A 24,362-nucleotide genomic window follows, 5' to 3' on the forward strand; every position below is an offset into this window, starting at 1 on the left:
CGGAGCCGGAGGGGCGCCGCGTACCGGTGGTCCGTGGACCGGGGCGGACGTGCCGCCGCATGCGGCGGTACGCCGACGGCGCGCACGCCCGGGGAGAGGTACACGGGCCGCCCCTCCCCCGTGGGAGACCACGGTGGCCCCCGCACACATGGCGGACGCCACCGGCCCCCGGCACACGCCCACTCGGGTGCGGCACGGGCGACGGGCCCCCGCCTCGCGGCGGGGGCCCGTGCGCCGGCCGGGGCGGTCAGCCCGCGTCGCCGGCCAGCAGCCGGTCCGTGAGCTCGCGGACCGTGGGGTAGTCGAACGCCACGGTGGCCGGCAGGCCGATCCCGGTCTCCGAGCGCAGCCGGTTGCGCAGCTCCACGGAGGTGAGCGAGTCGAACCCCAGCTCCTCGAAGGTCCGCTCGGGGTCCACCCGGTCCGGCGAGTCGTGGCCCAGGACGGTGGCCACGTGCGTCAGCACCAGGCCGCCCAGCCGCGACCGCTCCGGCCCGGGGCCGCCCGCCGCGGCGCCCGGCCCCGGCGGTGCCGCCGCCGGCGCGGCCGGTTCCGGGTCCCGCGGCGCCGGCGGGGGCGCCGCCGCCCCGCCCAGCAGCCCGCGCAGGATCGCGGGAGGGCCGCCCGGGGAGGTGCGCACGGCCGCGTCCGTGATCCGGGCCGGGACCAGGTGCGGCTCGTCCAGCGCCCACGCCCGGTCGAACAGCTCCAGGCCCTCCTCCGTGGAGACCGGCGCGATGCCGCGCCGCGCCAGCCGCGCCACGTCCGCCCGGCCCATGTGCCCGGTCATCCCGCTGGACCGCTCCCACAGCCCCCAGGCCAGGGCGGAGGCCGGCAGCCCCAGCCCCCGCCGCGTCCGCGCCAGGGAGTCCAGGAAGGCGTTGGCCGCCCCGTACCCCGCCTGCCCGGCGGTGCCCACCACCCCGGCCACCGACGAGAACAGCACGAACGCCGTCAGCGGCAGGCCGCGCGTCAGCTCGTGCAGGTTCCACGCGGCGTCGGCCTTGGCCCGGAAGACCCGGCCCACCTGCTCCGGCGTGAGCCGGGCCAGCCCGGCGTCGTCCAGGACGCCCGCCGCGTGGACGACCGCCGTCAGCGGGTGCGCGCCGGGGATCCCCCCGACGACCCGGGCCAGGGCCGCGCGGTCCGCGGCGTCGCAGGCCGCGATGTCCACGTGGGCGCCCAGGCCGGCCAGCTCCCGGCGCAGCTCCGCCGCGCCCTCGGCGTCCGCGCCCCGGCGGCCCACGAGCAGCAGCCTGCGCACCCCGTGCCGTTCGACGAGCCGCCGGGCCACGAGCCCGCCGAGCGTGCCGGTGCCCCCCGTGACCAGGACGGTGCCCCGCGGGTCGGGGGCCGGCGGCGGGGTCAGCACCAGCTTGCCGGTGTGCCCGCCGCCCTGCATGAGCCGGAACGCCTCGGGCGCCCGGTGCAGCGGGAACACGGTGACCGGCGGCGGCGCCAGCGTCCCGTCGGCCAGCAGCGGCCCCAGCTCCGCCAGCGCGGCGGCGATGCGGTCGGGGTCCAGGGCCAGCAGGTCGAAGGCGTGGTACTCCACCCCGGTGCTCTCGGCGTCGCGCAGGTCGGTCTTGCCCATCTCGACGAACCGGCCGCCCTCGGCCAGCAGCCGCAGCGAGGCGTCGGTGAACTCCCCGGCCAGGGAGTTGAGCACGACGTCGACCCCCTCGCCCCCGGTGGCGTCGCAGAACGCGTCCTCGAAGTCGAGGGTGCGCGAGCCCGCGACGTGCCGGTCGTCCAGGCCCAGCCGGTGCAGCGCCCCCCACTTCTCCGGGCCCGCGGTGGCGAACACCTCCGCGCCCAGGTGGCGGGCCAGCCGGACGGCGGCGGTGCCCACTCCCCCGGCGGCGGCGTGCACCAGGACCTTCTCCCCCGCCCTGAGCCCGGCCAGGTCCACCAGGGCGTGGCGCGCGGTCAGGTAGGCGATGGGGACCGCCGCCGCGTCGGCGTCGGACCACCCCGGCGGGACCGGGGCCAGCAGCCGGTGGTCGGTGACGGCCTCGGTGCCCAGGGCCCCGCCGGGGAAGACCCCCATGACCCGGTCGCCCGGGGCCAGGCCGGTTCCGGGGGCGGCCTCGGCCACCACGCCCGCGGCCTCGGTGCCGATGTCGGCGGGGTCGGGGTAGACCCCCAGCCCGATCAGCACGTCGCGGAAGTTCAGCCCGGCGGCCCGCACCCGGACCCGGACGTGGCCCGGGGGCGGCGGAACCGGGGTGTGGGCGGCGGCGGACAGCCCCTCGGCGCCGCCGCGGCCGTCGGTCTCCAGGTGCCACTCCCCCTCCCCGGGCGGGGTGAGCCGCCCCGCGGCCGGGGCGGCCAGGCGGGGGACGAGGAGGCCGCCGCCGCGCACGGCGACCTCGGGTTCGGCGGTGTCCAGCGCCGCGGCGGGGAGCACGTCGCGGCCGGGCTCCAGGTCGACGGCCGCCCACCGGCCGGGGTGTTCGGCGCGGGCGCAGCGGAGCAGGCCCCACAGCGCGGCGGCGGCGGGGTCCGGGGGCGCGGTTCCGGCCGGGGCGGCGCCCGCGGTGACCGCGACCAGGCGGGAGCGCTCGGTGCGCTCGTCGCCGAGCCAGCGCTGGAGCAGGGCCAGCGCCTCGTTGGTGCGGGCCAGCGCGGCGGCCGGGAGGGGCTCCCGGTCCGCGTCCCGGGGAACGCGCAGGTCCAGCACGACGCGTTCGGGCAGGGGGACGCGCGGGTCCCGGTCCAGGAGGGCGTCCAGGTCGGGGTGGCGCTCGGCCCCGGCCAGGCCCAGGTCCCCGGGGCCCACCACCGCGCAGCGCGGCGGCCCGGACGGTTCACGCGGCGGTTCCGGGGGCTCCCACACCACGTGGTGGAGGTCCCCGCCGCCGGACGCGGCGGCGGCCGGGCGCAGGGCGACGCGGTCGATCCGGGCGACGGGGGCGCCGTCCGTCCCGGCCAGGGTCACCCGGGCCTCGCCCGGGCCGAGGGGCTCGACGCGCACCAGCAGCTCCCGCGGGCACCGCGCGGGCGCCCGCACGCCGGACCACAGGAAGGGCAGCCCGGCGGGGGCGCCGTGCTCCTCGGCCATGAGCAGGGGGTGCAGGGCGGCGTCGAGCAGGGCCGGGTGCAGGAGGTGGCCGTCCGCTCCCCCGGCGGGCAGGCGCACCCGGGCGTGCAGGGCGGTGGCGGAGAGCCACAGCTCCCGGACCCCGCGCAGGGCGGGCCCGTAGCCGTAGCCCCGTTCGGCCAGGGCGGCGTAGGCCTCGTCGGGGTCCGCGCGGCGTCCGGGCGGCGGCCAGGCGAGCGGGGCCGTCGTGTCGGGGGCGGCGGTGTCGCGGGCCAGGGTCCCGGTCGCGGCGCGCAGCCACGCGCCGCCGGCGGGGCGGGCGTGCACGGTCAGGGGCCGCGAGCCGTCGGCGCCGGCGGGGTCGACCCCGACCTGCACCTCGGTCGGCCCGTCCAGGCGGACGGGGGCGTGCAGGACCAGCTCGGCGACCAGCGGCAGGCCCAGGGCGGCGCCCGCCGCCGCGGCCAGGTCCGCGGTCGCGGCGCCGGGCAGCAGGGGCTCGCCGCCGATCACGTGGTCGGCCGCCCACCGGTGCCGGGCCGGGTCGACCCTGGCGGTGAACACGGTCCGCCCGGTCCCGGCGACCTCGACGGGGCCGTCCAGCAGCGGGTGCCCGTCCCGGGCGGGGGCCCCGGGGTCCGGGGCGGGGTCCAGCCAGTGGCGGGACCGCTGGAACGCGTAGGTGGGCAGCTCGGGCAGCGGCCCGGTGTCCGGTCCGCGGTCCCACTCCACCGCCACCCCCGCGACGCGGGCCTCGGCGAACGCCGCGGCCAGGCGGTGCGCTCCGCCCTCCTCCCGACGCAGGGTGCCCAGGGCGCGGCCGGGGCGCCCCGACGCGGCGATGGTGTCGTCCACCGGCCCGGTGAGCACCGGGTGCGGGCTCATCTCGATGAACACGCCGTGCCCGTCCTCGATGAGGCGGCGCACGGTCGGCTCGAAGCGCACCGTGTTGCGGAGGTTGCAGTACCAGTAGTCGGCGTCCAGGCCCAGGGGGTCGACCGGCCCCTCCGAGACGGTGGAGTACAGGGGCACGCCGCCGGTGCGGGGCTCCAGCTCACCCAGCAGGTCCAGCAGCCGTTCGTGCAGGGACTCCATGGCCGGGGTGTGGGAGGCGTAGTCCACGTCGACCCGGCGGGCGTGCACCCGGTCGCGGCGGCACGCCGCCACGAACGCGTCCAGGGCGTCGGCGTCGCCCGCCACCACCGTGGACGCGGGCCCGTTGAGGGCGGCCACGTGGAGCAGGGGGGAGGCGGCCAGGCGCTCGCGCGTGCGCTCCTCCGAGAGCGGGACCGAGGCCATGCCCCCGCCGCCGGCGATCTCGGCGATGGCGCGGCTGCGCAGGGCCACCACCTTGGCGGCGTCGGACAGGTCCAGGATGCCGGCGGCGCAGGCGGCGGCGATCTCGCCCTGGGAGTGGCCCACGACGGCGGCGGGTTCGACGCCCGCCTCGCGCCACACGCGCGCCAGGGACACCATGACGGCCCACAGCGCGGGCTGGACGACGTCGACGCGGTCCAGGCCCGGGGCGCCGGGCAGGCCCCGGACGACGTCGGTCAGGGACCAGTCGGTGTGCGGGGCCAGCGCGTCGGCGCACGCGCGCATGGCCGTGCGGAAGACCTCCGACTCCTCCAGCAGCCCGGCGGCCATGCCGGGCCACTGCGACCCCTGGCCGGGGAAGACGAACACCACCGGCGCGTCCTCCAGGGCGCGGCCCTGGACGGTGTGCGGCGAGGGCCGCCCCTCGGCCAGGGCGGCGAGCCCCTCCAGCAGCGCGGCGCGGTCCGCGCCCACGACCGCGGCCCGGTGCGCGAACCGGGACCGGGTGCGCTCCAGGGCGCGCCCGAGGGCGGCGGGGGCGATGCCGGGGCGGTCGGCGACGTGGTCGCGCAGGCGGGCGGCCTGGGCGCGCAGCGCCCCGGCGTCGCGCGCGGACAGGGACCACACGGTGGTGGTCCCGTCCCCGGGGGCGGCGTCCGGCGCGGGGGGCTGCTCGACGATGACGTGGGCGTTGGTCCCGCTGATCCCGAAGGAGGACACCCCGGCCCGCCGGACCCCGCCGCCGGGCCGCCAGGGCACGGAGGAGGAGAGCAGGCGCACCCGCCCGGCCGACCAGTCCACGTGCGGGCTGGGGGTGTCGGCGTGCAGGGAGCGCGGCAGGACGCCGTGGTGCAGCGCCTGCACCGTCTTGATCACCCCGGCCATGCCCGCCGCGGCCTGGGTGTGCCCCAGGTTCGCCTTGACCGACCCCAGCCACAGGGGGCCCGCGTCCGCGTCGGCGCCGTAGGCCGCCTGGAGGGCGCGGGCCTCGACGGGGTCGCCCAGGACGGTGCCGGTGCCGTGCGCCTCGACCGCCTGGACGTCGCGCGGCTCCAGCCCGGCGTCGGCCAGGGCGGCGGCCACGACCTCCTCCTGCGCGGGCCCGCTGGGCGCGGTCAGGCCGTTGGAGTCGCCGTCGGAGTTGACGGCGCTGCCGCGCACTACGGCGAGCACCCGGTGGCCCAGCGCGCGGGCGCGGGAGAGGCGCTCCAGCACCAGGACCCCGGCGCCCTCGCCCCAGGCGGTGCCGTCGGCGGCGGCGGAGAAGGGCTTGCAGCGCCCGTCGGGGGCCAGGCCCCGCTGCATGCTGAACTCGACGAACATCCCGGGCGAGGACATCACGGCCACGCCCGCGGCCAGGGCCGCGTCGCACTCGCCCTGGCGCAGCGAGCGGACCGCCTGGTGCAGGGCCACCAGGGAGGAGGAGCAGGCGGTGTCCACGGTGAGGGAGGGGCCGCGGAACCCGAAGACGTAGGACAGGCGGCCGGAGGCGACGCTGACGGAGCCGCCGGTGAGCATGTGGCCGCCGTGGCCGGGCGGGGTCCGGTGCAGGGGCGGTCCGTACTCCTGGGCCATCGCGCCCACGAACACGCCGACGCGGTCGCCGCGCAGGCGCTCGGGCGGGGTCCCGGCGCGCTCCAGGGCCTCCCAGGCGACCTCCAGCAGGACGCGCTGCTGGGGGTCCATGGCGGCGGCCTCCCGGGGGCTGATCCCGAAGAAGTCCGCGTCGAACTCCGCCGCGTCGTGCAGGAACCCGCCGTGGCGGGTGGCGGACCGGCCGGGGGTCCCGGGCTCGGGGTCGTACAGGGAGTCGGCGTCCCATCCCCGGTCGTCGGGGAAGGGGGTGATGGCGTCGGCCCCGCTGGAGACCAGGAGCCACAGGTCCTCGGGGGTGCGGACGCCGCCCGGGTAGCGGCAGCCCATGCCGACCACCACGACGGGGTCGTCCCCGTCGGGGCCGGTGGCGGCCGGGCCGGGCGCGGCCCGCTCCCCGTCCGGCCCGGCGGCGCGGTCCCCGGACAGGGCGGCCAGCCGGTCGGCGACGGCGCGCGGGGTGGGCAGGTCGTAGACCAGGGTGGGCGGCAGGTCCAGGCCGGTCTCCTCCACCAGGACGTTGCGCAGTTCCAGGGAGGCGACGGAGTCGAACCCCTGGGTGCGAAAGGCCGCGTCGGGCAGGAGCAGGGCGTCGCCGCCCAGGACGGCGCGCGCCGCGTCGGCGACGGTGCGCAGGGCGCGGGCCCGGTCGCCCGGAGCGGGTGCCCCGGCGGGGGTCGCGGTGCCCGGGGCGGGCGCCCCGCCTGGCGCGGGGGCGGGGCGCGCCTGCGCCCGGTCGCGCAGGGGGCGGCGCCGGAAGGCGTAGGTGGGCAGGGCGGTGCGGACGGCCCCGGTCCCGGCGTAGGCCTTCTCCCAGTCGACCCGGGAGCCGGCGGCGAAGGCGGCGGCCAGCGTTCCCAGGACCGCGTCGTCGCAGGCGAGGGGGGCCTCACCGTCGACCAGCGGGCCGCGGGGCCCCGCCGTGACGGCCACGCCGGCGGGCGCGTCCTCCTTGTCGGCCGCGCCGGGGTCCTCCCCCGCGAGCAGGGCGCGGACGGCGCCGGCGGGGTCGAGCCGGCCGGCGGCGAGCGCGGCCCCCGCGCCCCCTCCGGGCCGGTGGCCCACGGCGTCGAAGACCGCCCCCCGGGCGAGCAGGAGCCGGTACAGGGCCGTCTCCCAGGCCAGCGCCGCGAGTGCGGCGGCGGTCCCGCCGAGCGCGGAGTCGGCGTCCTCCGGCACACCCCCGACCGTCGGGTCGGTACCTGCCGGTGCCTCACCGGCCGTCGGAACCGCACCCTCCGACACACTCCCGGACACCGGGTCCGGGCCCTTCGAGGCGCCGCCGGCCACCGGCGGGCCCGCGCCCTCCGGCACACCGCCGGCCACCGGGTCCGCGCCCTCCGGGGCTCCGCCGTGTGCGGCGACGGCGTCGCGCACCAGGTCCACGGCCCGCGCGAACGCGGGTTCTGCGGCGTACAGGCGGTCCGCCGCGCCGGGGGCGGGCGGGGTCCCGGTGAACACGAACGCCGTGGCGGCGCCCTCGCGCGCCCGTCCGGCGCGCGCCCCCGCGGGCACCTCCCCGGCGGCGGCCCGGTCCAGGCGCTCCAGGGTCTCCCGCGGGGCGTCCCCGGGCAGGGCGATCCGGTGGGGCAGGGCGGCGCGGCCCGCGGCCAGGGTGAAGGCCGTGTCCAGCGGCGCCGCGGGCCGGCGGGCGAGGTGGTCGCGCAGCCGCGCGGCCTGCCCGCGCAGCGCTTCGGGGTCGGCGGCGGACAGCACCAGGGGCGCCGACCGCCCGTCCGGGGCGGGCCCGGGCGCGGGCTCCGCGGCGGGCGGCCCCTCCAGGACCAGGTGGCAGCCGGTGCCGCCCAGCCCGAAGGAGCTGACCCCGGCGGTCAGCGGGGCGCGGTCGGGCGCGGGGGCCGGGCCCCCGGTGTGGACCCGCAGCCCCAGCTCCTCCAGGGGGATGCCGGGGTGGGGCCGGGTGAAGTTCAGGCCGGGCGGCAGCGCCCGCTCGCGCAGGCTCAGCACCGCCTTGAGCAGGCCCGCGATCCCGGCCGCGCCCTCCAGGTGCCCGATGTTGGTCTTGACCGAGCCCACCAGCAGCGGGGCGTGCGCGGGACGGCCCGCGCCGTGCACCGCGCCCAGGGCGCGGGCCTCCACCGGGTCCCCCGCGGGCGTGCCGGTGCCGTGCAGCTCCACGAACCACACGGTGCGGGGGTCGACCCCGGCGTCGGCGCAGGCCCGGCGCAGCAGGTCGGCCTGGCCGTCCGCGTCGGGGGCGGTGAGCGCGGCGGCCCCGCCGGTGTGCCCGACCGCCGCGCCGCGGACCACCGCGTGGACGCGGTCCCCCGCGGCCAGGGCGTCGGCCAGGGGGCGCAGCACGACGGCCGCCCCGCCCTCGCCCCGGGCGTAGCCGTCGGCCGCGGCGTCGAAGGTGCGGCACCGGCCCGTCGGGGAGAGCGCGCCCAGGGCGCGGGGGGCCTCCGAGGACGCGTCGTCCAGGATCAGCCCGACCCCCGCCGCGATGGCGGTGCGCACCCGCCCCGCGCGCAGGCTCTCGCAGGCCAGCGCCACCGACACCAGCGAGGAGGACTGCCCGGTGTCGACGACCACGCTGTCCCCGCGCAGCCCGAGCAGGTGGGAGAGCCGGTTGGCGATCATCGAGCGCTGGGACCCGGCCATGGTGTGCGCCCCGGCCGGGTCTCCGGAGCGGTGGCGGCGCAGGGCGTGGTCGTCGGCCATGCCGCCCACGAAAACGCCGACGGGGGCGCCGCGCAGCCGGTCGGGGGCGATCCCCGCGTCCTCCAGGGCCTCCCAGCCCAGTTCCGCCGTCAGCAGCTGCTGGGGGTCGGCGGCGGCGGCCTCGCGGGGGGACAGGCCGAACAGGCCGGTGTCGAAGCGGTCGACCTCGTCCAGCAGCCCGGCGCGGGGCAGGCTCGCCAGCCCCCGGTGCGCGGGGGGCTCGGCCACCGCCTCGCGGCCCTCCGCGAGCAGCCGCCACAGCGCCCCGGGATCGGGGGCGCCCGGCAGCCGGCAGGACAGGCCCACGATCGCGATGGGCTCCGGGTGGGCACGGGGGTGGACTTCCTGCTCGCTCAAGGTCACTCCTGTTCGGGACACGTGTCGGTGCGCCGGCTCAGGCGCGCGTGCGCCGCCACAGCGCGGCGCCGGTGAGGGCGGCCAGGGCCGAGGCGGCGCCCAGGGCGCCCACCAGGACGCGGGCCCGGCGGATCTTGCCCTTCTGGTGGTCGCGGTCGTTGACGTGCGGGAACGGCTCGTCGGGGACGGGCACCCCCAGGAACCGGCACAGCGGCTCCCAGCCCTCCTTCACGTCGTAGACCAGGAGGCGGTCGTGCGGCACGGCCGCGCGGACCTCCTCCACGTGGTCGCGGAACACGGCGAGGGCGTGGTCGCGGTCCTCGAACCGGCCGCCGAACGTGCCGTCCCAGATGACGGCGCGGGTCATGGCCGCCATGCCGCGCGCGGTCGGGAAGAACGGCGCCGCCACCCGGGCGACCCAGGTCGACAGGACGTAGATGGTCTCCCGGGTGCTGCGGTACCAGGGCTCGGGGTCGCGGACGGTGAGCACCACCCTGGCCTCGGGGTAGACCGCGGTCAGCTCGCGCCAGAAGTGGCAGGCAGGCCAGTCCACGGTGGACGCGTACCCGTCGAAGACCCGGTCCCACTCGACCGGCGCGCCCTGGGCGGCGTCGAGCCACAGGGCCTTGTGGCCGGGGGCGCGGATCGCCTCCCGCATGTGGTAGCAGGGGCCGAGCCCGAGCCTTTCCAGGGCGACCTTGAGGGACATGGTCCCGGTCCGGCCGAACCCCGCTCCGATGACGTGCAAGGCCTTCTCCTCTCCTTCCGCGCCGCCCCGCCTCAGCGGCGGTAGGCGGTGTGCGGGACGTCGGTGATGAACATGCGCCCGGGGACGTGGGTGATCGCCAGCTCCAGGCGGGAGGCCGCGACCACGGCCTGGGTGGTGACCCCGCAGGCCCAGAAGACGGGCACGTCGCCGCCGACGGTCACGGCGTCGCCGAAGTCCGGGCGGCCCAGGTCGGCGATGCCCAGCCCGGCGGGGTCGCCGACGTGGACGGGGGCGCCGTGCACGTCGGGGTAGCGGTCGGTGATGCGCACGGCCTCGGCCACCTGGTGGGCGGGGACGGGCCGCATCGACACCACGAGCGGCCCGGACAGCGCCCCCGCGCCCCGGGTGGGCCGGTCGGTGACGTACATGGGGTCGATGACCCCCTCCTCCAGGTGGCGGACGGGCACCCCCGCCTCCAGCAGGGCCGTCTCGAAGGTGAGGCTGCACCCGATGAGGAAGGCGACCATGTCGGAGCGCCAGTACGGGGTGGCGTCGGCGACCTCCTCGACCACCTCCCCGTCGCGCCAGATCCGGTACGCGGGCAGGTCGGTGCGCAGGTCGGCGCCGGCGGCCAGGGCGGTGGCGGGCGAGCCGGCGTCGGTGACGTCCAGCAGGGGGCAGGCCTGCGGGTTGCGCTGGGCGAACAGCAGCAGGTCGTAGGCGTCGGCCCGGGGGACGGCGATGAGGTTGGCCTGGGCGCTGGCGGCGGCCCAGCCGACGGTGTCGGTGTCCAGGCCCGCCCGGAAAAGGGCGCGCGCCCCGGCCCCGGTGAGGAGCGCGGGGTCGCCGGGCGGTGCCGGCGCGGCGGCGGTGCTCACGCGAGCACCCCCAGCCCGCGGTCCAGGGTGGTGAGCAGCTCGTTGCCGGCGGAGCGGACCACGAAGGGGTCCTCGACCTGCACGGCCCCGAAGCCGAACTCGTAGTAGGGGGTCTCGATGTTGACCACGGTCCCCTCCTCGATGACGTCCTCCTCGTCGGGGCCGATGAGGACCCGGTCGTAGACCTCCACCCCGATCCCGTGGCCGACGTGGTTGCGCCGGTAGTGGGGCACGCCCGCCTCGCGGACCGCCTCGACGGTGATGTCGAACAGCTCCTTGCCGGTCATGCCGGGCGCGGCGGCGGCCAGCGCCCGGTCGGTCCCGGCCAGCATCGCGTCGTAGTAGGCGCGGACCCGGGCGTCGGGCTCGCCCAGGGTCAGGACCCGGGCGATGTCGGCCCAGTAGCCGTCCAGGACGCAGCCGACGTCGAACCACACGGCGTCGCCGCGGCGCAGCGGGGTGTCGGTGGGACGGGTCTGCCCGAGCACGGCCCCGGCGCCGACCTTGATGTGGGTGAAGCGGGGGCGCCCGCCCGCCCCGGCGACGGTGCGCTCGAACTCGCGCACCAGGTCGCGTTCGGTGACCCCGGGGGCGGCGATCGCGGCGACCGCCCGGATGCCCTCCTCGGCGACGGCCGCGGCGGCGGCCAGCAGGCGCTCCTCCGGCGCCGTCTTGACCTTGCGGGTCCAGCGCAGCAGGTCGGCGCCGTCGGTGCGCAGCCGGGCGCCGGGCAGGGCGTCGGCCAGGGTGTCGAGCGCGCCGGGGCGCAGGGCGCCGGTGTCCAGGCAGATGCGGGCCGTGTCCAGCCCGGCGCCGCGCAGGACGCCGGCCAGCGCTTCGGCGGCGGTGGCCGGGACCGGCCCGGTCCGCCACAGGCGGCCCAGCTCGACCTGGCGCGGGTCCGGGCCCTCCCGCCCGGCGGCCTCGCGGTGGAAGGTGCCGAAGCCGACCGCTCCGGCCAGGTCGGCTTCGGCGTCCAGCGCCTGGTCCAGGTCGCAGCGCGAGGAGACGAGGTAGGGCCGGTCGGGGCGCTCGCGCGAGACGACCGCGGCGCACTCGCCGGTGTGCGGGAAGATCTCCAGGGAGACGCTGGAGACGCCGGTCAGGTAGCGGACGTTCTCCAGGGTCGTCGCCACCAGGGCGTCCGCGCCCAGTGCGTCCATGCGGCGGATCAGCCTGTCGGTGTTCGGTGCCACGGGTGTCCTCTCCGGGGGTGCGTCGGTCACGGACGAGCCGCGCCGGCCGGGCGGGGCGTGGGCTCGGCCCGCCGCGAGGGGCGGCGCGCGGCGGCCAGCAGGCCCCGGGGGGTGTCCAGCCCGGCGGCCTCGATGCGCTGGGCGATGCCGCGTTCGCGCAGCCAGGCGTCGTCGAAGGACTCCCCGAGGTAGTTGACCCCCGCGTCGGGGGCCACGACGACGATCCGGGCGCCCGGGGCGAGGTGGGCGTGGTGCAGGGCGCCGAAGACGGCCGCCCCGGCGGACTCCCCCACGAGCAGGCCCTCGCTGCGGGCCAGCATGCGGCCGGTGCCCATCCCCTCGTGGTCGCGGACCAGGTGGACGCGGTCGACGTACTCGGGGCTGAGGTTGCCCGGGGGCCAGGCGATGCCCAGCCCCCGCATGGCCCAGTGGCCCACCGGGTAGCCGAAGGCCGCCGACCCGTCGGCGTCGACGCCGACGGTGACCACGCCGGGCCGCTCGCGCTTGAGGGTGCGGGACAGACCGCTGATGTGGCCGCCGGTCCCGACCGCCGCGACCAGCACGTCGAACTCGGGGACCTCGTCCAGGAGCTCGCGCGCGGTGATCTCGGCGTGGGTCGAGGCGTTGTCGGGGTTGTTGTACTGGTCGGGCCAGAAGGAGTCGGGGATCTCCTCCATGAGCCGGCGCACCCGCCGCCTGCGGGGCTCCTGGTAGCCGCCGTTCTCGTCGGGGGTGCGCACGATCTCCAGCTCGGCCCCCAGGGCGGAGACGAACTCGATCATGGACCGCGGGGCCTTGGGGTCGGTCACCAGGACGACCCGGTAGCCGCGGGCCGCGCCGATCATGGCCAGGGCCTTGCCCATGTTCCCGGAGGTGGACTCCACGATCGTGCCGTCGGGTTTGAGCCGGCCGTCGGACTCGGCCCGGGTCACCATGCCCAGGGCGGTGCGGTCCTTGATGCTGCCGGCCGGGTTGAAGCCCTCCATCTTGACGAGGATCTCCGAGCCGTTGCCCATGGTCAGCCTGTTCAGGCGGACGACCGGGGTGCGCCCGACCGTCTCCAGGACGCTGTCGTGAATCATGCGGAACCCCCAGGGGAGTCGAGTCGCCTTCGTGTCTGCGCCGCGGGTGCGGCGGGTGGCCGGGTCACAGGGACAGCCGGACCCGGTGGTGGTCGAGCCACAGGTTGAGCTGGAGGACGAGGTCGACGTCGGCCCTGCTCAGCCGGTTCTTGATGAGTTCGTCGGGGGAGTCGGCCAGCCGGGCGGCGGCCTGGAGGTCGATGAGCGGCAGCACCGGGGAGGCCGGGTCGGCGAGGATCTCGGTGAAGAGCTCCTGGAGCCTGCGGGCGTAGTCGGGGTTCCTGCCGACGGGCGTGGCGCTCTGGGGGCGGCGCACCACGTCCGGGGGGAGCAGGTCCGCGACGGCGGCCCGCAGCAGCCCCTTCTCGATGTCCCCGTGGCGCTGCATCCGGGCGGGGATGTTGTACGCGTACTCGATGAGGTCGACGCTGTTGATGGGCGCCCGCATGCGCAGGCCCACCGAGGAGAACAGCCCGGCGTCGGTGCGGAACCGGGTGAGCAGCAGGTACGACAGCCGCCGGATCCGGCGCTGGTCCTCGTCGTCCTCGGGGAGGAACTCGACCTCGGCGACGCTCTCGGCGTAGGAGTCGCGGTAGTAGTCGGGCAGTTCCATCAGCCGCAGCACGCCCTCGTCGAGCAGCCGCGTCCCGAACCCGTTGGCGGCGCCGTGCCGCTGGGCCAGCGCGATCCAGGGGAAGGTGCCCGAGTCCACCAGGGCGGTGTCGGTCGACCACCTGGCCCCGTGGAAGAGCTGGTCCCCCATGCCGCCGGTGAACGCGGTGCGCCCCCCGGCCGCAGCGACGTGCTGGAGGAACACGTACTGGGAGGCGTCCATGTCGTAGATGCGGGTGGGCAGGTCCTTGGCCCGCAGCAGCCCCAGGCGCACGTCGGGGTCCAGGATCCCGTACGCGTCGAGTTCGACCACCTCGTGCCAGGAGCCGATGTGGTCGGCGACCGACCGGGCGAAGGGCGCGTCGCGGGTGTCGTGGACGGCGTCGCGCTGGAAGTCGTCGTCGGTGAAGTCCAGGGTGAAGGTGTGCAGGTCGCGCTCGCCCCGGGAGCGCAGCTCGGCGGCGACCAGGGCCGCCACCGCCGAGGAGTCGATGCCGCCGGACAGGGTGCCCACCAGCCCCGAGGAGTCGGCGGGCACGCTCAGGCGCACGCTCTCCCGGAGGATCTCGCGGACGCGGTCGACGGTGGCGTCGACGCCGTCGGTGTGCGGGCGGGGCTCCAGCGCCCAGTAGAGGCTGCGCCGCCACCCGTCGCGGCCGTAGCGCGCGACCTCGGCGGACTCGATCTGGCCCAGGCCCTCGAAGACCGGACCCGGGGGCAGGGCGTGGGCGACGACCTCGCGCAGCCCCTCCACGCCCACGCGGGGCTCGATGTCGGGGTGGGCGAGCAGGGTCTTGCGCTCGGAGGCGAACACCAGGCCGGTCCGGGTGCGCGCGTGGTACAGGGTCTGCCCGCCCATCCGGTCCCGGGCCAGGACCAGCTGCTCCTCGCGCCCGTCCCACAGGGCGATGGCGAAGGAGCCGCCCAGGCCGGGCACGATGTCCTGGCCCCACTCCAGGTAGGCGCGGGCGACGACCTCGGCGGTGCCGGCGCCCGGGGCCAGCCCGACGCGGCTGGCCCGCAGGCGGCGGGCCAGGGTGTCGACCCCGGTGGGGTTGCCGGTGACGCAGCAGACCACGTCGGCGCCGCCGGCCCGCAGGGCGAACGGCTGGTCGGCGGTGTCGGCGTCCGCGCCCAGGGCCCGGTGGCCGAACATCGCCCGCGGGGACAGCCACAGGCCCTCCCCGTCGGGTCCCCGGTGCGCGAGCGTGGCGGTCAGGGAGAGCAGGAGCGGCCGGTCCCGTTCCAAGTCCCGTTCGTAGTCGATCACGCCCACGACGCCTGACATCGCGTCACCATCCCTCGGTTCCCTCGCACGGCCGGGTGCGCCCGGAGCGGCGCACCTCGCACTGTCCGGACCAGGGTGGCAACGGCGCATCGTAGGAGGATCGAAGCCGCCTGAAGAGGTTCTGGGGCACCGGGGACCGCGGTGTGTACACCTCGCGGAGGAGGGGCGATGACCTTCCGTACCCATGGAGTCGCACGGAGGATGGGTCTTGAGACGGAGGACCCGGGTGGCCTTCGTCCCGTAATGTCGGCAGCGACCGCACCGGACAGGGAGAAATGCGGCCGGGCCGGACCGCGTCAGCGGTCCGGCCCGGTCAGGGGGGCGGGACGGGCGGATCGTCCGGTCAGCGCGGTGTCCCCGCCGCCCGTCCCCCGTTCTCCCTCTTCATCCGCTCGCGCGCGTAGAGCCGGATGAGCTCGTGGAAGTAGTACAGCACCTCCGAACCGCCGGCCTTCTCCCAGACCTGGAGGAACCGATTCTCGACCAGCGAGGACAGGAGCGGTTCGACCTCCTCCACCGAGCAGTTCAGCAGCCTGGCCGCGCGCTCCGCCGTGAAGACGTTCTCCGGCAGGATGCTCAGCAGCCGCAGGAGTCCGGCCTCCTGCACATGCAGGTGCATGTAGCTGCTGTGGTAGCGGGCCCGCAGGTCCAGCCCCTGGAAGCGCAGGGCGTCCAGGCGCCGGTCGGCGTTGCACAGCTCGCGGGAGATGCTGGCCAGGGGCAGTCCGGGGACGGCGGCCAGCCGCGCCCCCACGACCTTGATGGCCAGCGGCAGCCCGCCGCAGGAGCGGACGATCTGCTCGGCCTCCCGGGCCTCGCGGGCGACCCTGCGCTCGCCGACGATCCCCTTGAACAGCTCGATGGCGTCGGACCGGTCGAGCCCGTGCAGGGACACCACGCAAGAGTCGTGCAGGATGTGCGGCCTGCTGGTGACGATGACCCCGCACTGGGGGCCGCCGGGGACGAGGTGCTCGACCTGGTCCGCGGAGGCGGCGTTGTCCAGCACGATGAGGACGCGCTGGCCGGACGTACAGGTGCGGAAGAGCTTCGCCCGCTCCTCCAGCCCGTCGGGGATCTGCTCCGCGGCCACGCCCAGCGAGACCAGGAACCCCCGCAGGACCGACCCGGGGTCCACGGGGTCGGCCCGGTCCCCGCCCAGCCGGGCGAAGAGCTGCCCGTCCTCGAACCGCCCGCGGAGGCGGTGCGCGGCGTGCACGGCCAAGGCGGTCTTGCCCACCCCGGGCATCCCCGTGATCGAGACGACGCGGATGGCGGTGTCCGCGCCCTTCCCGGGGAAACAGCCCTCGACCGTGCGGAGTTCGCCGCCGTAGCCCTGGAAGTGCGGGGCGTCCGGCGGGATCTGGGCCGGGGTCCGGACCGGGGAGCCGTAGCCGCGGCGCGGCGCGGCCGGGGCCGGCTCGGCCTCGTCGGGCCCGCTCATGAGCAGCCCCTGGTGGATGGCGCGGATCTCGGTGGAGGGCTCCACGCCCAGCTCCCGCACGAGGGTGTCGCGCAGGGACCGGTACACGTCCAGGGCCTCGTAGCGCCGCCCCGCCCCGCTGAGGGCGAGCATGAGCTTGGCGTGCAGGCCCTCGTGGAGGGGGTGGTCGACGGTGAGCGAGCGCAGCTCCCCCACCAGGGCCTCGCAGCGGCCCAGCCGGATCTCCCCCTCGATGCGCATCTCCAGGGCGCGCATCCTCTCCTCCTCCAGGCGCGCGACCAGGGGGGCCAGGATCTCCCCCCGCTCCACGTCGGCCAGGGCGGGGCCGCGCCACACGGACAGGCCCTCGCCGAGGCGGGAGACGGAGCACTCCAGCTCTCCGGAGGTGAATTCCCGGATTCCCCGGTCGACGCAGATCTCGAATCGGGATACGTCGACGACGGCGTCGGGGGCATGGACGACGTAACCCGAGGTGCGGGTGCGAATATCGACGTTCGCGCCGACGGAACCGAGAATCTTCCGCAGCTTGTAAACGTAGGTCTGGAGGGTGGGGATAGCGCTCGGCGGGGGCGCGCCGTGCCACAATTCGTCGATGAGTTCCGATGTCTGGACGAGGGATTCGCGCCGCAGGAGCAGGAGCGCGAGTACTTGACGGAGCTTGGGTGCGCTGGGCGTCACCTCATGGCCGTCCACGTGGATCTCCAGGGGTCCCAGCAGCCGGAACTCGATGTGAGTGGGGGTGCGGGGACCAGGGGGGTCTTCGTCGCGGCGGGTCTCGCCGCGCGGGTTGTCCAGGATTGCCGAGTCTCTGTACTGAGCTGGACGAGACATGCCCACCTTCTGATCGTTAAGAACTCACATAGGCAAGAAAAAAGTGTCGACTACCCCCTTCCGGTCGATCCCCCGGCGCAAAAAGAGAAAAGCAGACCAGGGCGCACACTCAGGCGCACGCCCGGGAAAGCATCGAAGATATCAACCCGACATCATGTGAAAAGTCGGACACGGTACAAAGTATCGAACAGACCGCTTGAGGAATTCTAGTCCCGGTCCCCGGCTATTTTTGGGACTCCGTTCCGCGCCACTCCCCCTCTCCGCCGGCGGCCGAACGACCGCGTCTCCGCAGTGGGCGCCGGGGGGCAGGGGCGGACCGCACATCTGGCTGGTTACCCGTAGGTCGAAGGTCCCAACCGAAAGCCATCGTTCGGAAACGGTACGTCAACCTCTGCGTGTTTGTCGTACATCCGAGGACGTACGAAGGTTTCTGGTGTACCACTCCGAAGCTGTACACCGGGTGCAGCCTCCGGGGGGATGCACGGCCCCCGACCCGCCGATGACCATGGCGGCGACGAGCGTTCCCTAGGCGTGAGGCCCACCGATGTTCGAAGACCCCCTGCTGCTGGCGAGGGTGCAGTTCGCGCTGACCGCGGCGACCCACTACATGTTCGTGGCCTTCACCCTGGGCATGGCCCCGTACGTGCTGTTCGGCCAGCTCAGAGCGCTCCTGCGCGTGGACTCCACCGGGATGCGCGCCGTGCGGTTCTGGGGCGGCCTGTACCTGGTCAACTACGCGATGGGCATCCTGTCCGGCCTGGTCATGGAACTCCAGCTGACGCTCAACTGGTCCGGGCTGCACGACATGTTCGGCTACGCCTTCGGCGCCCCGCTGGCGATCGAGACGATGGCCGCGTTCTTCGTGGAGTCGACCTTCCTGGGCCTGTGGATCTTCGGCTGGGACCGGATGGGCCGGTGGGCGCACTGGTCCTGCTTCCTGGTCGTCACCCTCACCGCCTACCTGTCCGCGTACTGGGTGATGGTCTCCAACGGCCTGCTGAAGTGGCCCGCCGGCTTCTCGGTCCGCGACGGCGCCGCCGTGCTCGACGACCCCGCGGCCCTGATGGCCAACCCGTCGGCGACCCTGGCCTTCGCGCACATCTGCGTGTCGGCCCTGCTCATGGGCGGCGCCGTCGTCATGGCCGTGTCCGCCTACCACCTGCGCCGGCGGCGCGACCCCGACGGGCTCTTCGCACGGGCGCTGCGGACCGGCACCGTCCTGGTGCTCGTCGGGCTGGTCCCCACGGTGGTCACCGGCGGGACCCAGTTCGTCATGTACGGGCAGGAGCCCCCCACCAGCGGGCAGAGCTACACCCCGGCCGAGATCGAGGGGATCGAGTCGGCCTACGGGGACACGAGCACCGCGCACCTGATCGGCATCTCCGGGGACCTGCTGATGATGCTGTCCTGGGCCGTCATGGCCCTCCTGGGCCTGGTCACCGCCCTGGTGTGGATGGCCGGCGGGCTGGGCCGCTGGCGCTGGCACCTGCGCGTGGCGGCGGTCATGCCGCTCTTCCCCTACGCGGCCAGCGTGGGCGGGTGGGTCTTCCGCGAGACCGAGCGCCAGCCCTGGACCGTGCGCCACCACCTGACCACCGCCGACGCCCTGACCGAGATGTCGCCGCTGGCGGCGGGGGCCTCGTTCACCCTCTTCACGGCCGCCTTCGCCGTCCTGGGGATCACCACCGCATGGCTGCTCGTGCGGTTCGCCCGCCTGGGCCCCGACGCGGGACCGCTGCGCGCCCCCGAGGCCGACGGCGACGAGCGGCGGGACCCGGTGACGCCCCTGTGAGACCGCGTCCCCCCGGACACCCACGACCCTAGGGACACACCCGTATGGACCTTCTTCCCGTACTCCTGTTGACCGTTCTGATCGTCGGCTACTTCGTCCTCGCCGGCTGCGACATCGGGCTGGGCATGGCCGCGCCCCGGCTCGCCCGCACCCCCGCGGAGCGGCGCCGGCTGGTGTCGGCGATCGCCCCCTACTTCCTGGGCACCGAGGTGTGGCTGGTGGCCGCGATCGGCGTCGTCGCCGGGCTCTTCCCCGCACTCAAGGGCGTCCTGTTCGGCGGCGGCGGCATGTGGGCCGTGTTCACCGTCCTGGCGTTCGGGTGGATCATGCGCGACGCGGGCCTGTGGGCGCGCGCCCGGGTCGACACCGACCGCTGGCGCTCGGCCTGCGACGCCGCCCTGGTGGGCGGCAGCTGGACGCTGGCGGTGTGCTGGGGCCTGGCGGTGGGCGGCCTGCTCTCCGGCGGGCGCCCCCTGACGCCCTTCGCGCTCGCCTGCGCCGCCGCGGTGGTCGCCCTGTTCCTGCTGCGGGGGGCGGCCTTCGGCGCCGAGCGCCTGGTCCCGGCCGGCCCCTCGGCATCGGCGGCCGGCGCCGACGAGGCCGCGCGGCTCACCCGGCTGCTGGCGCGGACCGCCCTGGGCGCCGGCCTCCTGGCCGCCGTGCTCGCCGCGGTGCCCTTCACCGGCGCCGACCTGGGGCGGCCCTGGTTCGCGCTGGCCGCCGCGGCGGCGGTCCTGGCCGCGGTGGGCGCGACCAGCGGGGTGTCGGGCCCCCACCTGTCCCGGCACACCTCCGCCCTGGCCCTGGGCGCGGTGCCCGTGCTGGTGGGCACCGCCCTGGTCCTGCCCCTGGACCCGGCCCCGCCGGGGACGCTCGTCCTGGTCGGGGCGGCCGTCGTCCCGCTCCTGCCGCTGATGGTGGTGGGCCAGGTGGCGCTCTACCGCATGCTGCGCCGCCCCGCACCCGACCACGGGTTCTTCGTCACCCCGCCGCCGGTCCCGGCCGGGCGCTGAACCGCGAGGGGGCGGCGGCCGGTCGTCCGGCCGCCGCCCCCTCCCCTGCGGGGCACCCGGGCACCCGGTCCCCGCCACTCCCGGAGGGCTTGCCCGCCACCACTCACCTGCGGGCCGCCGTCAGGAGGGTCCGCCCCTCCCCGGCGGTTTCCCGCCACCCGCGCGTGTGCGGGACGCCCGATCACGCGTTCCGGGCGCTCTCGGGCGGTCACGCCGCCCCCGCGCGCGGGGGACGCCCGGCCGGGCCTTCCCACCCCTCCCGGACGATCCCCCACCGGCTCCCGCGTGCGGGGCGTCCTCAGGAGAGCCAGCCGGGCCGCACCACGCCGCTCTCGTAGGCGATGACCACCAGCTGCGCCCGGTCGCGGGCCCCCAGCTTGGCCAGCACCCGGCTGACGTGCGTCTTGGCGGTGGCCGTGGAGACGACCAGCCTGCGGGCCAGCTCGTCGTTGCTCAGGCCCTCCGCGATCCCCGCCAGCACCTCGCGCTCGCGCTCGGTCAGGCTGTTGAGCCGCGTGGCGGGCGGCGGCTCCTTGATCCGGTCGACGAACTCGGCGATCAGGCGCCGGGTGACCCCCGGCGACAGCAGGGAGTCCCCGCGCGCGGCCACCCGCACGCAGTGGATCAGCTCCATGGGCTCGGTGTCCTTGACCAGGAACCCGCTGGCCCCCGAGCGCAGCGCCGAGTACACGTACTCGTCCAGGTCGAACGTCGTGAGGATGACGATGCGCACCCCCTCCGACCGGGGGTCCGCCACGATCCGGCGGGTCGCCTCCAGCCCGTCGACCCCGGGCATCCGGATGTCCATCAGGACCACGTCGGGCCGCTCCCGGAGGGCGATCTCCACCGCCTCCAGCCCGTCACCCGCCTCGGCGATGACGGAGATGTCGTCCTCGCCGTCGAGTATGGACCGAAAGCCCGCCCGGACCAGGGTCTGGTCGTCGGCGATCAGAACGTTGACCACATCTCGCCTTCCCTCGCGCACAGCGCTGGTTCGCATCGAAAACACCCCACCCGGCCGGAGGAACCCCCACCGTCATTCCACGGGGAACCGGGCGTACACCTGGAAACCGCCCTCGGGACGGAAATCCGCCGAGAATTCACCGCCCAGCGCGAGGATCCGCTCGCGCATGCCCCGCAGCCCGTTGCCGGGCGTGCGCCCGCCCGGGGCGCCCCCGGACCCGTTGTCGGTGACGCGCACCGAGAAGGAGCCCGGCCCGTGCGCGACGGCCACCTCGACGCGGTCGGCCGCGGAGTGGCGGCGCACGTTGGTCAGCGCCTCCTGGACGATGCGGTAGGCCGCCGCCCCGACGGGGGCCGGCGGCTCGGGGCCGCCGAGCGCGTCGGCGGGCTCCCCGTCCACGGTGAGCACGGCCTCCAGCCCGTCGTGGCGCGCGCCGCGCACCAGCTCGGGCAGGCGGCCCGCGCCGGGCACCGGGGCCCGCTCCCCGTCCTGCTCGTCCACCTGGCGCAGGACGCCCAGGGTCGTGCGCAGCTCGCGCAGCGTGTCCTTGCTGGCGGTCTTGATCGCCTCCAGCGCCTCGAACGCGCGCTCGGGGTCCCTGCGGTGCACGGCCGAGGAGGCCTGCACGTTGATCAGGGAGATGTTGTGCGCGATGACGTCGTGCAGCTCGCGGGCGATGTGCAGCCGCTCCTCGGTGGCACGGCGCAGCGCCTCCTCCTCCCGGGTGCGCTCGGCCTCGGCCGCGCGCTGCTCGACCGCCTGGAGGTAGGCGGCGCGGTTGCGGATCAGCTCCGCGGCGGCGACGATGACCGCCATCCACGCCAGGATGGCCGCGGCCCGCCACGGGTCGAAGGCGGTGATCTCGCCGATGGTGAAGAACCCCAGGGCGATGACCACCGTGGCCACGGGCGCCGCCCGGCGGCCGTTGGCCGCCGACCGCATGACCGCGACGAACAGCATCAGCCACGCGACCCACGTGTCGTCGGTCCCGGTCACGTAGTACAGGGGCAGGCACAGCCCGACGGTGACGGCGGTGGCCATCGGCCACCTCCCGATCAGCGCGATCGAGGCCGAGCCCGCCAGCAGGATCAGCAGGCTGTGCGGTTCGGGACTGACCCCGCGGTCGAAGGCGAACACCACCTCCGCGATGACCAGGGCCGCCGCGGTCACCACCGCGATGGCGGCGTTGGTGACCGTCTCCGCGCGCCCGCCCGGCCCCGGCTCCTCCGGTTCGGGGCGCCGGCCGGCGCTCCCGCTCTCGCCGGGTTTTCCCGAGGACACCTGCGGCTACCGTCCCTTTCGCGTCACCAGCATGGGGCCGCCGACCAGGCCGATGGCGGCGAAGAGGACGATGACGAACCGCACCGAGGAGGCCCAGGAGGGCAGTTCGCCGCCGCCCAGCAGCAGGGCGACGCCGATCAGCTCCGACACGATGAAGCCCACCACGATGCCCGCGAGGAGCCCCAGCACGGAGGCGCCCAGGATCTTCAGCCCGTTGCCCATTGTTCTCGTCCCTTTCGGATCAACTTCTATCACGGTGAATCCGCAGCCTAGGGAGTGGTCGAGCGGCCCGTCGTCCGTCCACGGTGGACACCCGCAGTCACCCTTGAGAGGTACACGGGGTGTCCGGACTGCTCCGACCGGCCTCCGAGCGGGCATCGATCGTTCCTTCAGCGGGGGGTGGGACCCTCGGTGCGGTCGACGCTGAGGAGTGGACATGACGCGCACGGACGCAACGACGAGCACCGCCGCGGGAACCGCCGGCGCCCCGGTGATCGGGAGGGACCTGCCCCCGCTGGGGCGCGCCTTCCGGATCGTGGCGGGCGTGTGCGGCCTGCTCCTGCTGGGCTTTCGCATCCCCTGGGACGGGGACCCCGGCGCCCACCTGGGCATGGCGTCGCTGTACCTGGTGCTGATCGCGGCGGCCTACGTCGGCGTGTTCGGGCTGGCCCGGGGCCCGCTCTCGCGGGGGCTGGGCCCGTGGATACCGGCCGGGGTGCTCCAGGCGCCGGTGCTGATCTACCCCTTCGGGCTGGGCTCGGGCCCCCTGCACGACGCCCTGGCCGCGTACACGGCCGGGTCGCTGCTGCTGAACGCGGCCATCGGGTACGCCGGCCTGGAGGTGGCGGCCCTGCCGAGCCTGGTGTGGCGGCGCCGGTACGCGATCTACTCCCCCTTCAACGCGGTGGACCTGGCCGAGACGGCGCTGGCCCGCCGGACCGGGGACCGGGACGGCGCCCTGCGGTGGGCCCGGGTCCCGGCGGCCCTGGCCACCGCGTTCGTGTTCGTCGCCTTCTGGCTGGTGGACTACGTGGCGTTCATGCCCTTCCTGCCCGAGGGCGCGGGCGAGGCGATGCGCCTGCCCGGCGCCCTGGCGTGGGTCCTGCTGGCGCCGGCCGCCCTGCTGGCCTGGGAGGCGCGCCGCCGGCGCGACCGCCTCACCGGGGCCGCGGCCCTGGTGCTGGCCCTGCTGACCCCCATGTTCGTGGTCGACATGGTCCCCGAGGTGCTGTGGATGGCCGTGATCGGCGGCGGCCTGGTGGCCGCGGTCGCCGCCGCCGTGCGGTGGGCCGCCGGGACCCGGCGCGCGCGCCGGGCCCCGTGAGGGCTCACACCAGCAGCGCGATCTTGCCGCGGGTGCGCCGGGTCTCGGAGAGCCGGTGCGCCCGCGCCGCCTCGTGCAGGGGCAGGGCGTGCGACACGTGCACCCGCAGCTCCCCCGCGGCGTACAGGTCCACGATCGCGCCCAGGCGGTCGGCGCCGGGCCGGGAGCGCAGGCCCAGCGCACCGGCCCGCTCCGCGGCGGCGTGGTCGACCAGGGTCCCCACCCGGGCGGGGTCGCCGACCAGCGCGACCGACAGGCGCAGGGTGTCGCCGCCGACCATGTCCAGGGCGGCGTCCACCCCCTCCGGGGCCAGCGCCCGCACCCGCCCGGCCAGGCCCTCGCCGTGCCGGACGGGGACGGCGCCCAGCGAGGCGACGTGCTCCTCGTTGCCGGGCCCGCAGGTGCCCAGGACGCGGGCGCCCAGCACCCGGGCCAGCTGCACGGCGAAGGTGCCCACTCCCCCGGCGGCGGCGTGGACGAGCAGGGTCTCGCCCGGCCCCACCCGCAGGTCCTCCAGGGCGGTGTGCGCGGTCTGCGCGGAGGAGGCCAGGACCCCGGCCTCCTCCCAGGGCATGCCCGCGGGCCGGGCGGCGCAGTGGTCGGCGCCGACCACCACGTACTCGGCGTAGCAGGAGGTCCAGGCCCAGCCCAGGACGGCGTCCCCGACCGCCGGGGAGGCGACCCCCGCGCCCAGGCGGTCGACGGTGCCGGCGAAGTCGTTGCCCGGGACGCGGGGCAGGGGCGCGGGCGGCCCGATGGGGGCGCCCCGGCGCAGGGCGGTGTCGACCGGCTGGACCCCGGCCGCCCGCACCCGGACCCGGACCTGCCCGGGTCCGGGCTCGGGGTCGGGCAGGTCGACGGACTCCAGGACCTCGGGGGGACCGGTGCGGGGGAAGGCGACGGCTCTCACGGGGGCGTCCTCGCTTCTGTGGTGGTGGCGCGCCGGCCGGGCGGCCGGG

At 76.5% G+C, this 24,362-nt stretch carries 14 protein-coding genes; 3 read left to right on the forward strand and 11 right to left on the reverse strand.

What is annotated here, in order from left to right; genetic code table 11:
• Nucleotides 1–247 precede the first annotated feature (247 nt).
• From BUE45_RS33720 to BUE45_RS01955, 7 genes are all read right to left on the reverse strand, one after another.
• Nucleotides 248–8,992, reverse strand: coding sequence for a type I polyketide synthase (locus tag BUE45_RS33720; protein WP_073374255.1), 8,745 nt, complete (start codon nucleotides 8,990–8,992; stop codon nucleotides 248–250).
• 37 nt (nucleotides 8,993–9,029) lie between these two features.
• Nucleotides 9,030–9,740: a sulfotransferase family protein gene (locus tag BUE45_RS01930; RefSeq protein WP_143173232.1), complete on the reverse strand. Its 711-nt coding sequence runs from the start codon at nucleotides 9,738–9,740 to the stop codon at nucleotides 9,030–9,032.
• Nucleotides 9,741–9,772: 32 nt separating this feature from the next.
• Complete coding sequence (locus BUE45_RS01935; protein ID WP_073374257.1) at nucleotides 9,773–10,579, reverse strand: putative hydro-lyase; 807 nt, start codon at nucleotides 10,577–10,579, stop codon at nucleotides 9,773–9,775.
• Entirely contained in the window at nucleotides 10,576–11,775 is a 1,200-nt protein-coding gene (locus tag BUE45_RS01940) for a M24 family metallopeptidase (RefSeq protein ID WP_073374259.1), read from the reverse strand. Before BUE45_RS01940 ends, BUE45_RS01935 begins: the two co-directional genes overlap by 4 nt.
• Nucleotides 11,776–11,801: 26 nt before the next feature.
• Nucleotides 11,802–12,857, reverse strand: a complete 1,056-nt coding sequence (locus tag BUE45_RS01945; protein WP_073374261.1) for a PLP-dependent cysteine synthase family protein — start codon at nucleotides 12,855–12,857, stop codon at nucleotides 11,802–11,804.
• A 64-nt stretch (nucleotides 12,858–12,921) separates the two neighbouring features.
• Nucleotides 12,922–14,757 (reverse strand): asparagine synthetase B family protein, encoded by a 1,836-nt coding sequence (locus BUE45_RS01950; RefSeq protein ID WP_073374262.1) that lies wholly within the window; start codon nucleotides 14,755–14,757, stop codon nucleotides 12,922–12,924.
• 343 nt (nucleotides 14,758–15,100) lie between these two features.
• On the reverse strand, nucleotides 15,101–17,029 hold the full coding sequence (locus tag BUE45_RS01955; RefSeq protein ID WP_084736758.1) for an AfsR/SARP family transcriptional regulator: 1,929 nt from the start codon (nucleotides 17,027–17,029) through the stop codon (nucleotides 15,101–15,103).
• A 544-nt stretch (nucleotides 17,030–17,573) separates the two neighbouring features.
• On the opposite strand from BUE45_RS01955, the gene BUE45_RS01960 reads away from it, so the two are divergent.
• Together BUE45_RS01960 and BUE45_RS01965 are read left to right on the forward strand one after the other, a co-directional pair.
• Nucleotides 17,574–18,821: a cytochrome ubiquinol oxidase subunit I gene (locus tag BUE45_RS01960; protein WP_073374264.1), complete on the forward strand. Its 1,248-nt coding sequence runs from the start codon at nucleotides 17,574–17,576 to the stop codon at nucleotides 18,819–18,821.
• Nucleotides 18,822–18,865: 44 nt separating this feature from the next.
• Nucleotides 18,866–19,834, forward strand: coding sequence for a cytochrome d ubiquinol oxidase subunit II (locus tag BUE45_RS01965; protein ID WP_073374266.1), 969 nt, complete (start codon nucleotides 18,866–18,868; stop codon nucleotides 19,832–19,834).
• A gap of 298 nt (nucleotides 19,835–20,132) precedes the next feature.
• Here the strand turns inward: BUE45_RS01965 and BUE45_RS01970 are convergent, their stop codons facing one another.
• The 3 genes from BUE45_RS01970 to BUE45_RS01980 form a co-directional block, all read right to left on the reverse strand.
• The gene (locus tag BUE45_RS01970; RefSeq protein ID WP_073374268.1) at nucleotides 20,133–20,798 is read right to left on the reverse strand and encodes a response regulator; all 666 of its coding nucleotides are present in this window, start codon (nucleotides 20,796–20,798) and stop codon (nucleotides 20,133–20,135) included.
• A 72-nt stretch (nucleotides 20,799–20,870) separates the two neighbouring features.
• The gene (locus BUE45_RS01975; RefSeq protein WP_084736761.1) at nucleotides 20,871–22,079 is read right to left on the reverse strand and encodes a sensor histidine kinase; all 1,209 of its coding nucleotides are present in this window, start codon (nucleotides 22,077–22,079) and stop codon (nucleotides 20,871–20,873) included.
• 6 nt (nucleotides 22,080–22,085) lie between these two features.
• On the reverse strand, nucleotides 22,086–22,301 hold the full coding sequence (locus tag BUE45_RS01980) for a DUF5957 family protein (RefSeq protein WP_073374270.1): 216 nt from the start codon (nucleotides 22,299–22,301) through the stop codon (nucleotides 22,086–22,088).
• Nucleotides 22,302–22,515: 214 nt separating this feature from the next.
• Here BUE45_RS01980 and BUE45_RS01985 point away from each other — a divergent pair, with 214 nt between their 5' ends.
• Nucleotides 22,516–23,403 carry a DUF6410 domain-containing protein gene (locus BUE45_RS01985; protein ID WP_073374272.1) on the forward strand — a complete coding sequence of 296 codons (888 nt, stop codon included), beginning with the start codon at nucleotides 22,516–22,518 and terminating at the stop codon, nucleotides 23,401–23,403.
• A 4-nt stretch (nucleotides 23,404–23,407) separates the two neighbouring features.
• Here BUE45_RS01985 and BUE45_RS01990 read toward each other — a convergent pair whose 3' ends face one another.
• On the reverse strand, nucleotides 23,408–24,313 hold the full coding sequence (locus BUE45_RS01990) for an NADP-dependent oxidoreductase (protein WP_073374274.1): 906 nt from the start codon (nucleotides 24,311–24,313) through the stop codon (nucleotides 23,408–23,410).
• Nucleotides 24,314–24,362: the final 49 nt, after the last annotated feature.

Source organism: Nocardiopsis flavescens, assembly GCF_900141985.1.
GTDB classification, from domain to species: Bacteria; Actinomycetota; Actinomycetes; order Streptosporangiales; family Streptosporangiaceae; genus Nocardiopsis; species Nocardiopsis flavescens.

What these genes read in the sequence shown, in the direction of transcription:
- BUE45_RS01965 (WP_073374266.1), top strand. Translation starts at nt 18,866, where the DNA reads ATGGACCTTCTTCCCGTACTCCTGTTGACCGTTCTGATCGTCGGCTAC.
- BUE45_RS01980 (WP_073374270.1), bottom strand. Translation starts at nt 22,301, where the DNA reads ATGGGCAACGGGCTGAAGATCCTGGGCGCCTCCGTGCTGGGGCTCCTC.
- BUE45_RS01955 (WP_084736758.1), bottom strand. Translation starts at nt 17,029, where the DNA reads ATGTCTCGTCCAGCTCAGTACAGAGACTCGGCAATCCTGGACAACCCG.
- BUE45_RS01950 (WP_073374262.1), bottom strand. Translation starts at nt 14,757, where the DNA reads ATGTCAGGCGTCGTGGGCGTGATCGACTACGAACGGGACTTGGAACGG.
- BUE45_RS01960 (WP_073374264.1), top strand. Translation starts at nt 17,574, where the DNA reads ATGTTCGAAGACCCCCTGCTGCTGGCGAGGGTGCAGTTCGCGCTGACC.
- BUE45_RS01945 (WP_073374261.1), bottom strand. Translation starts at nt 12,857, where the DNA reads ATGATTCACGACAGCGTCCTGGAGACGGTCGGGCGCACCCCGGTCGTC.
- BUE45_RS01985 (WP_073374272.1), top strand. Translation starts at nt 22,516, where the DNA reads ATGACGCGCACGGACGCAACGACGAGCACCGCCGCGGGAACCGCCGGC.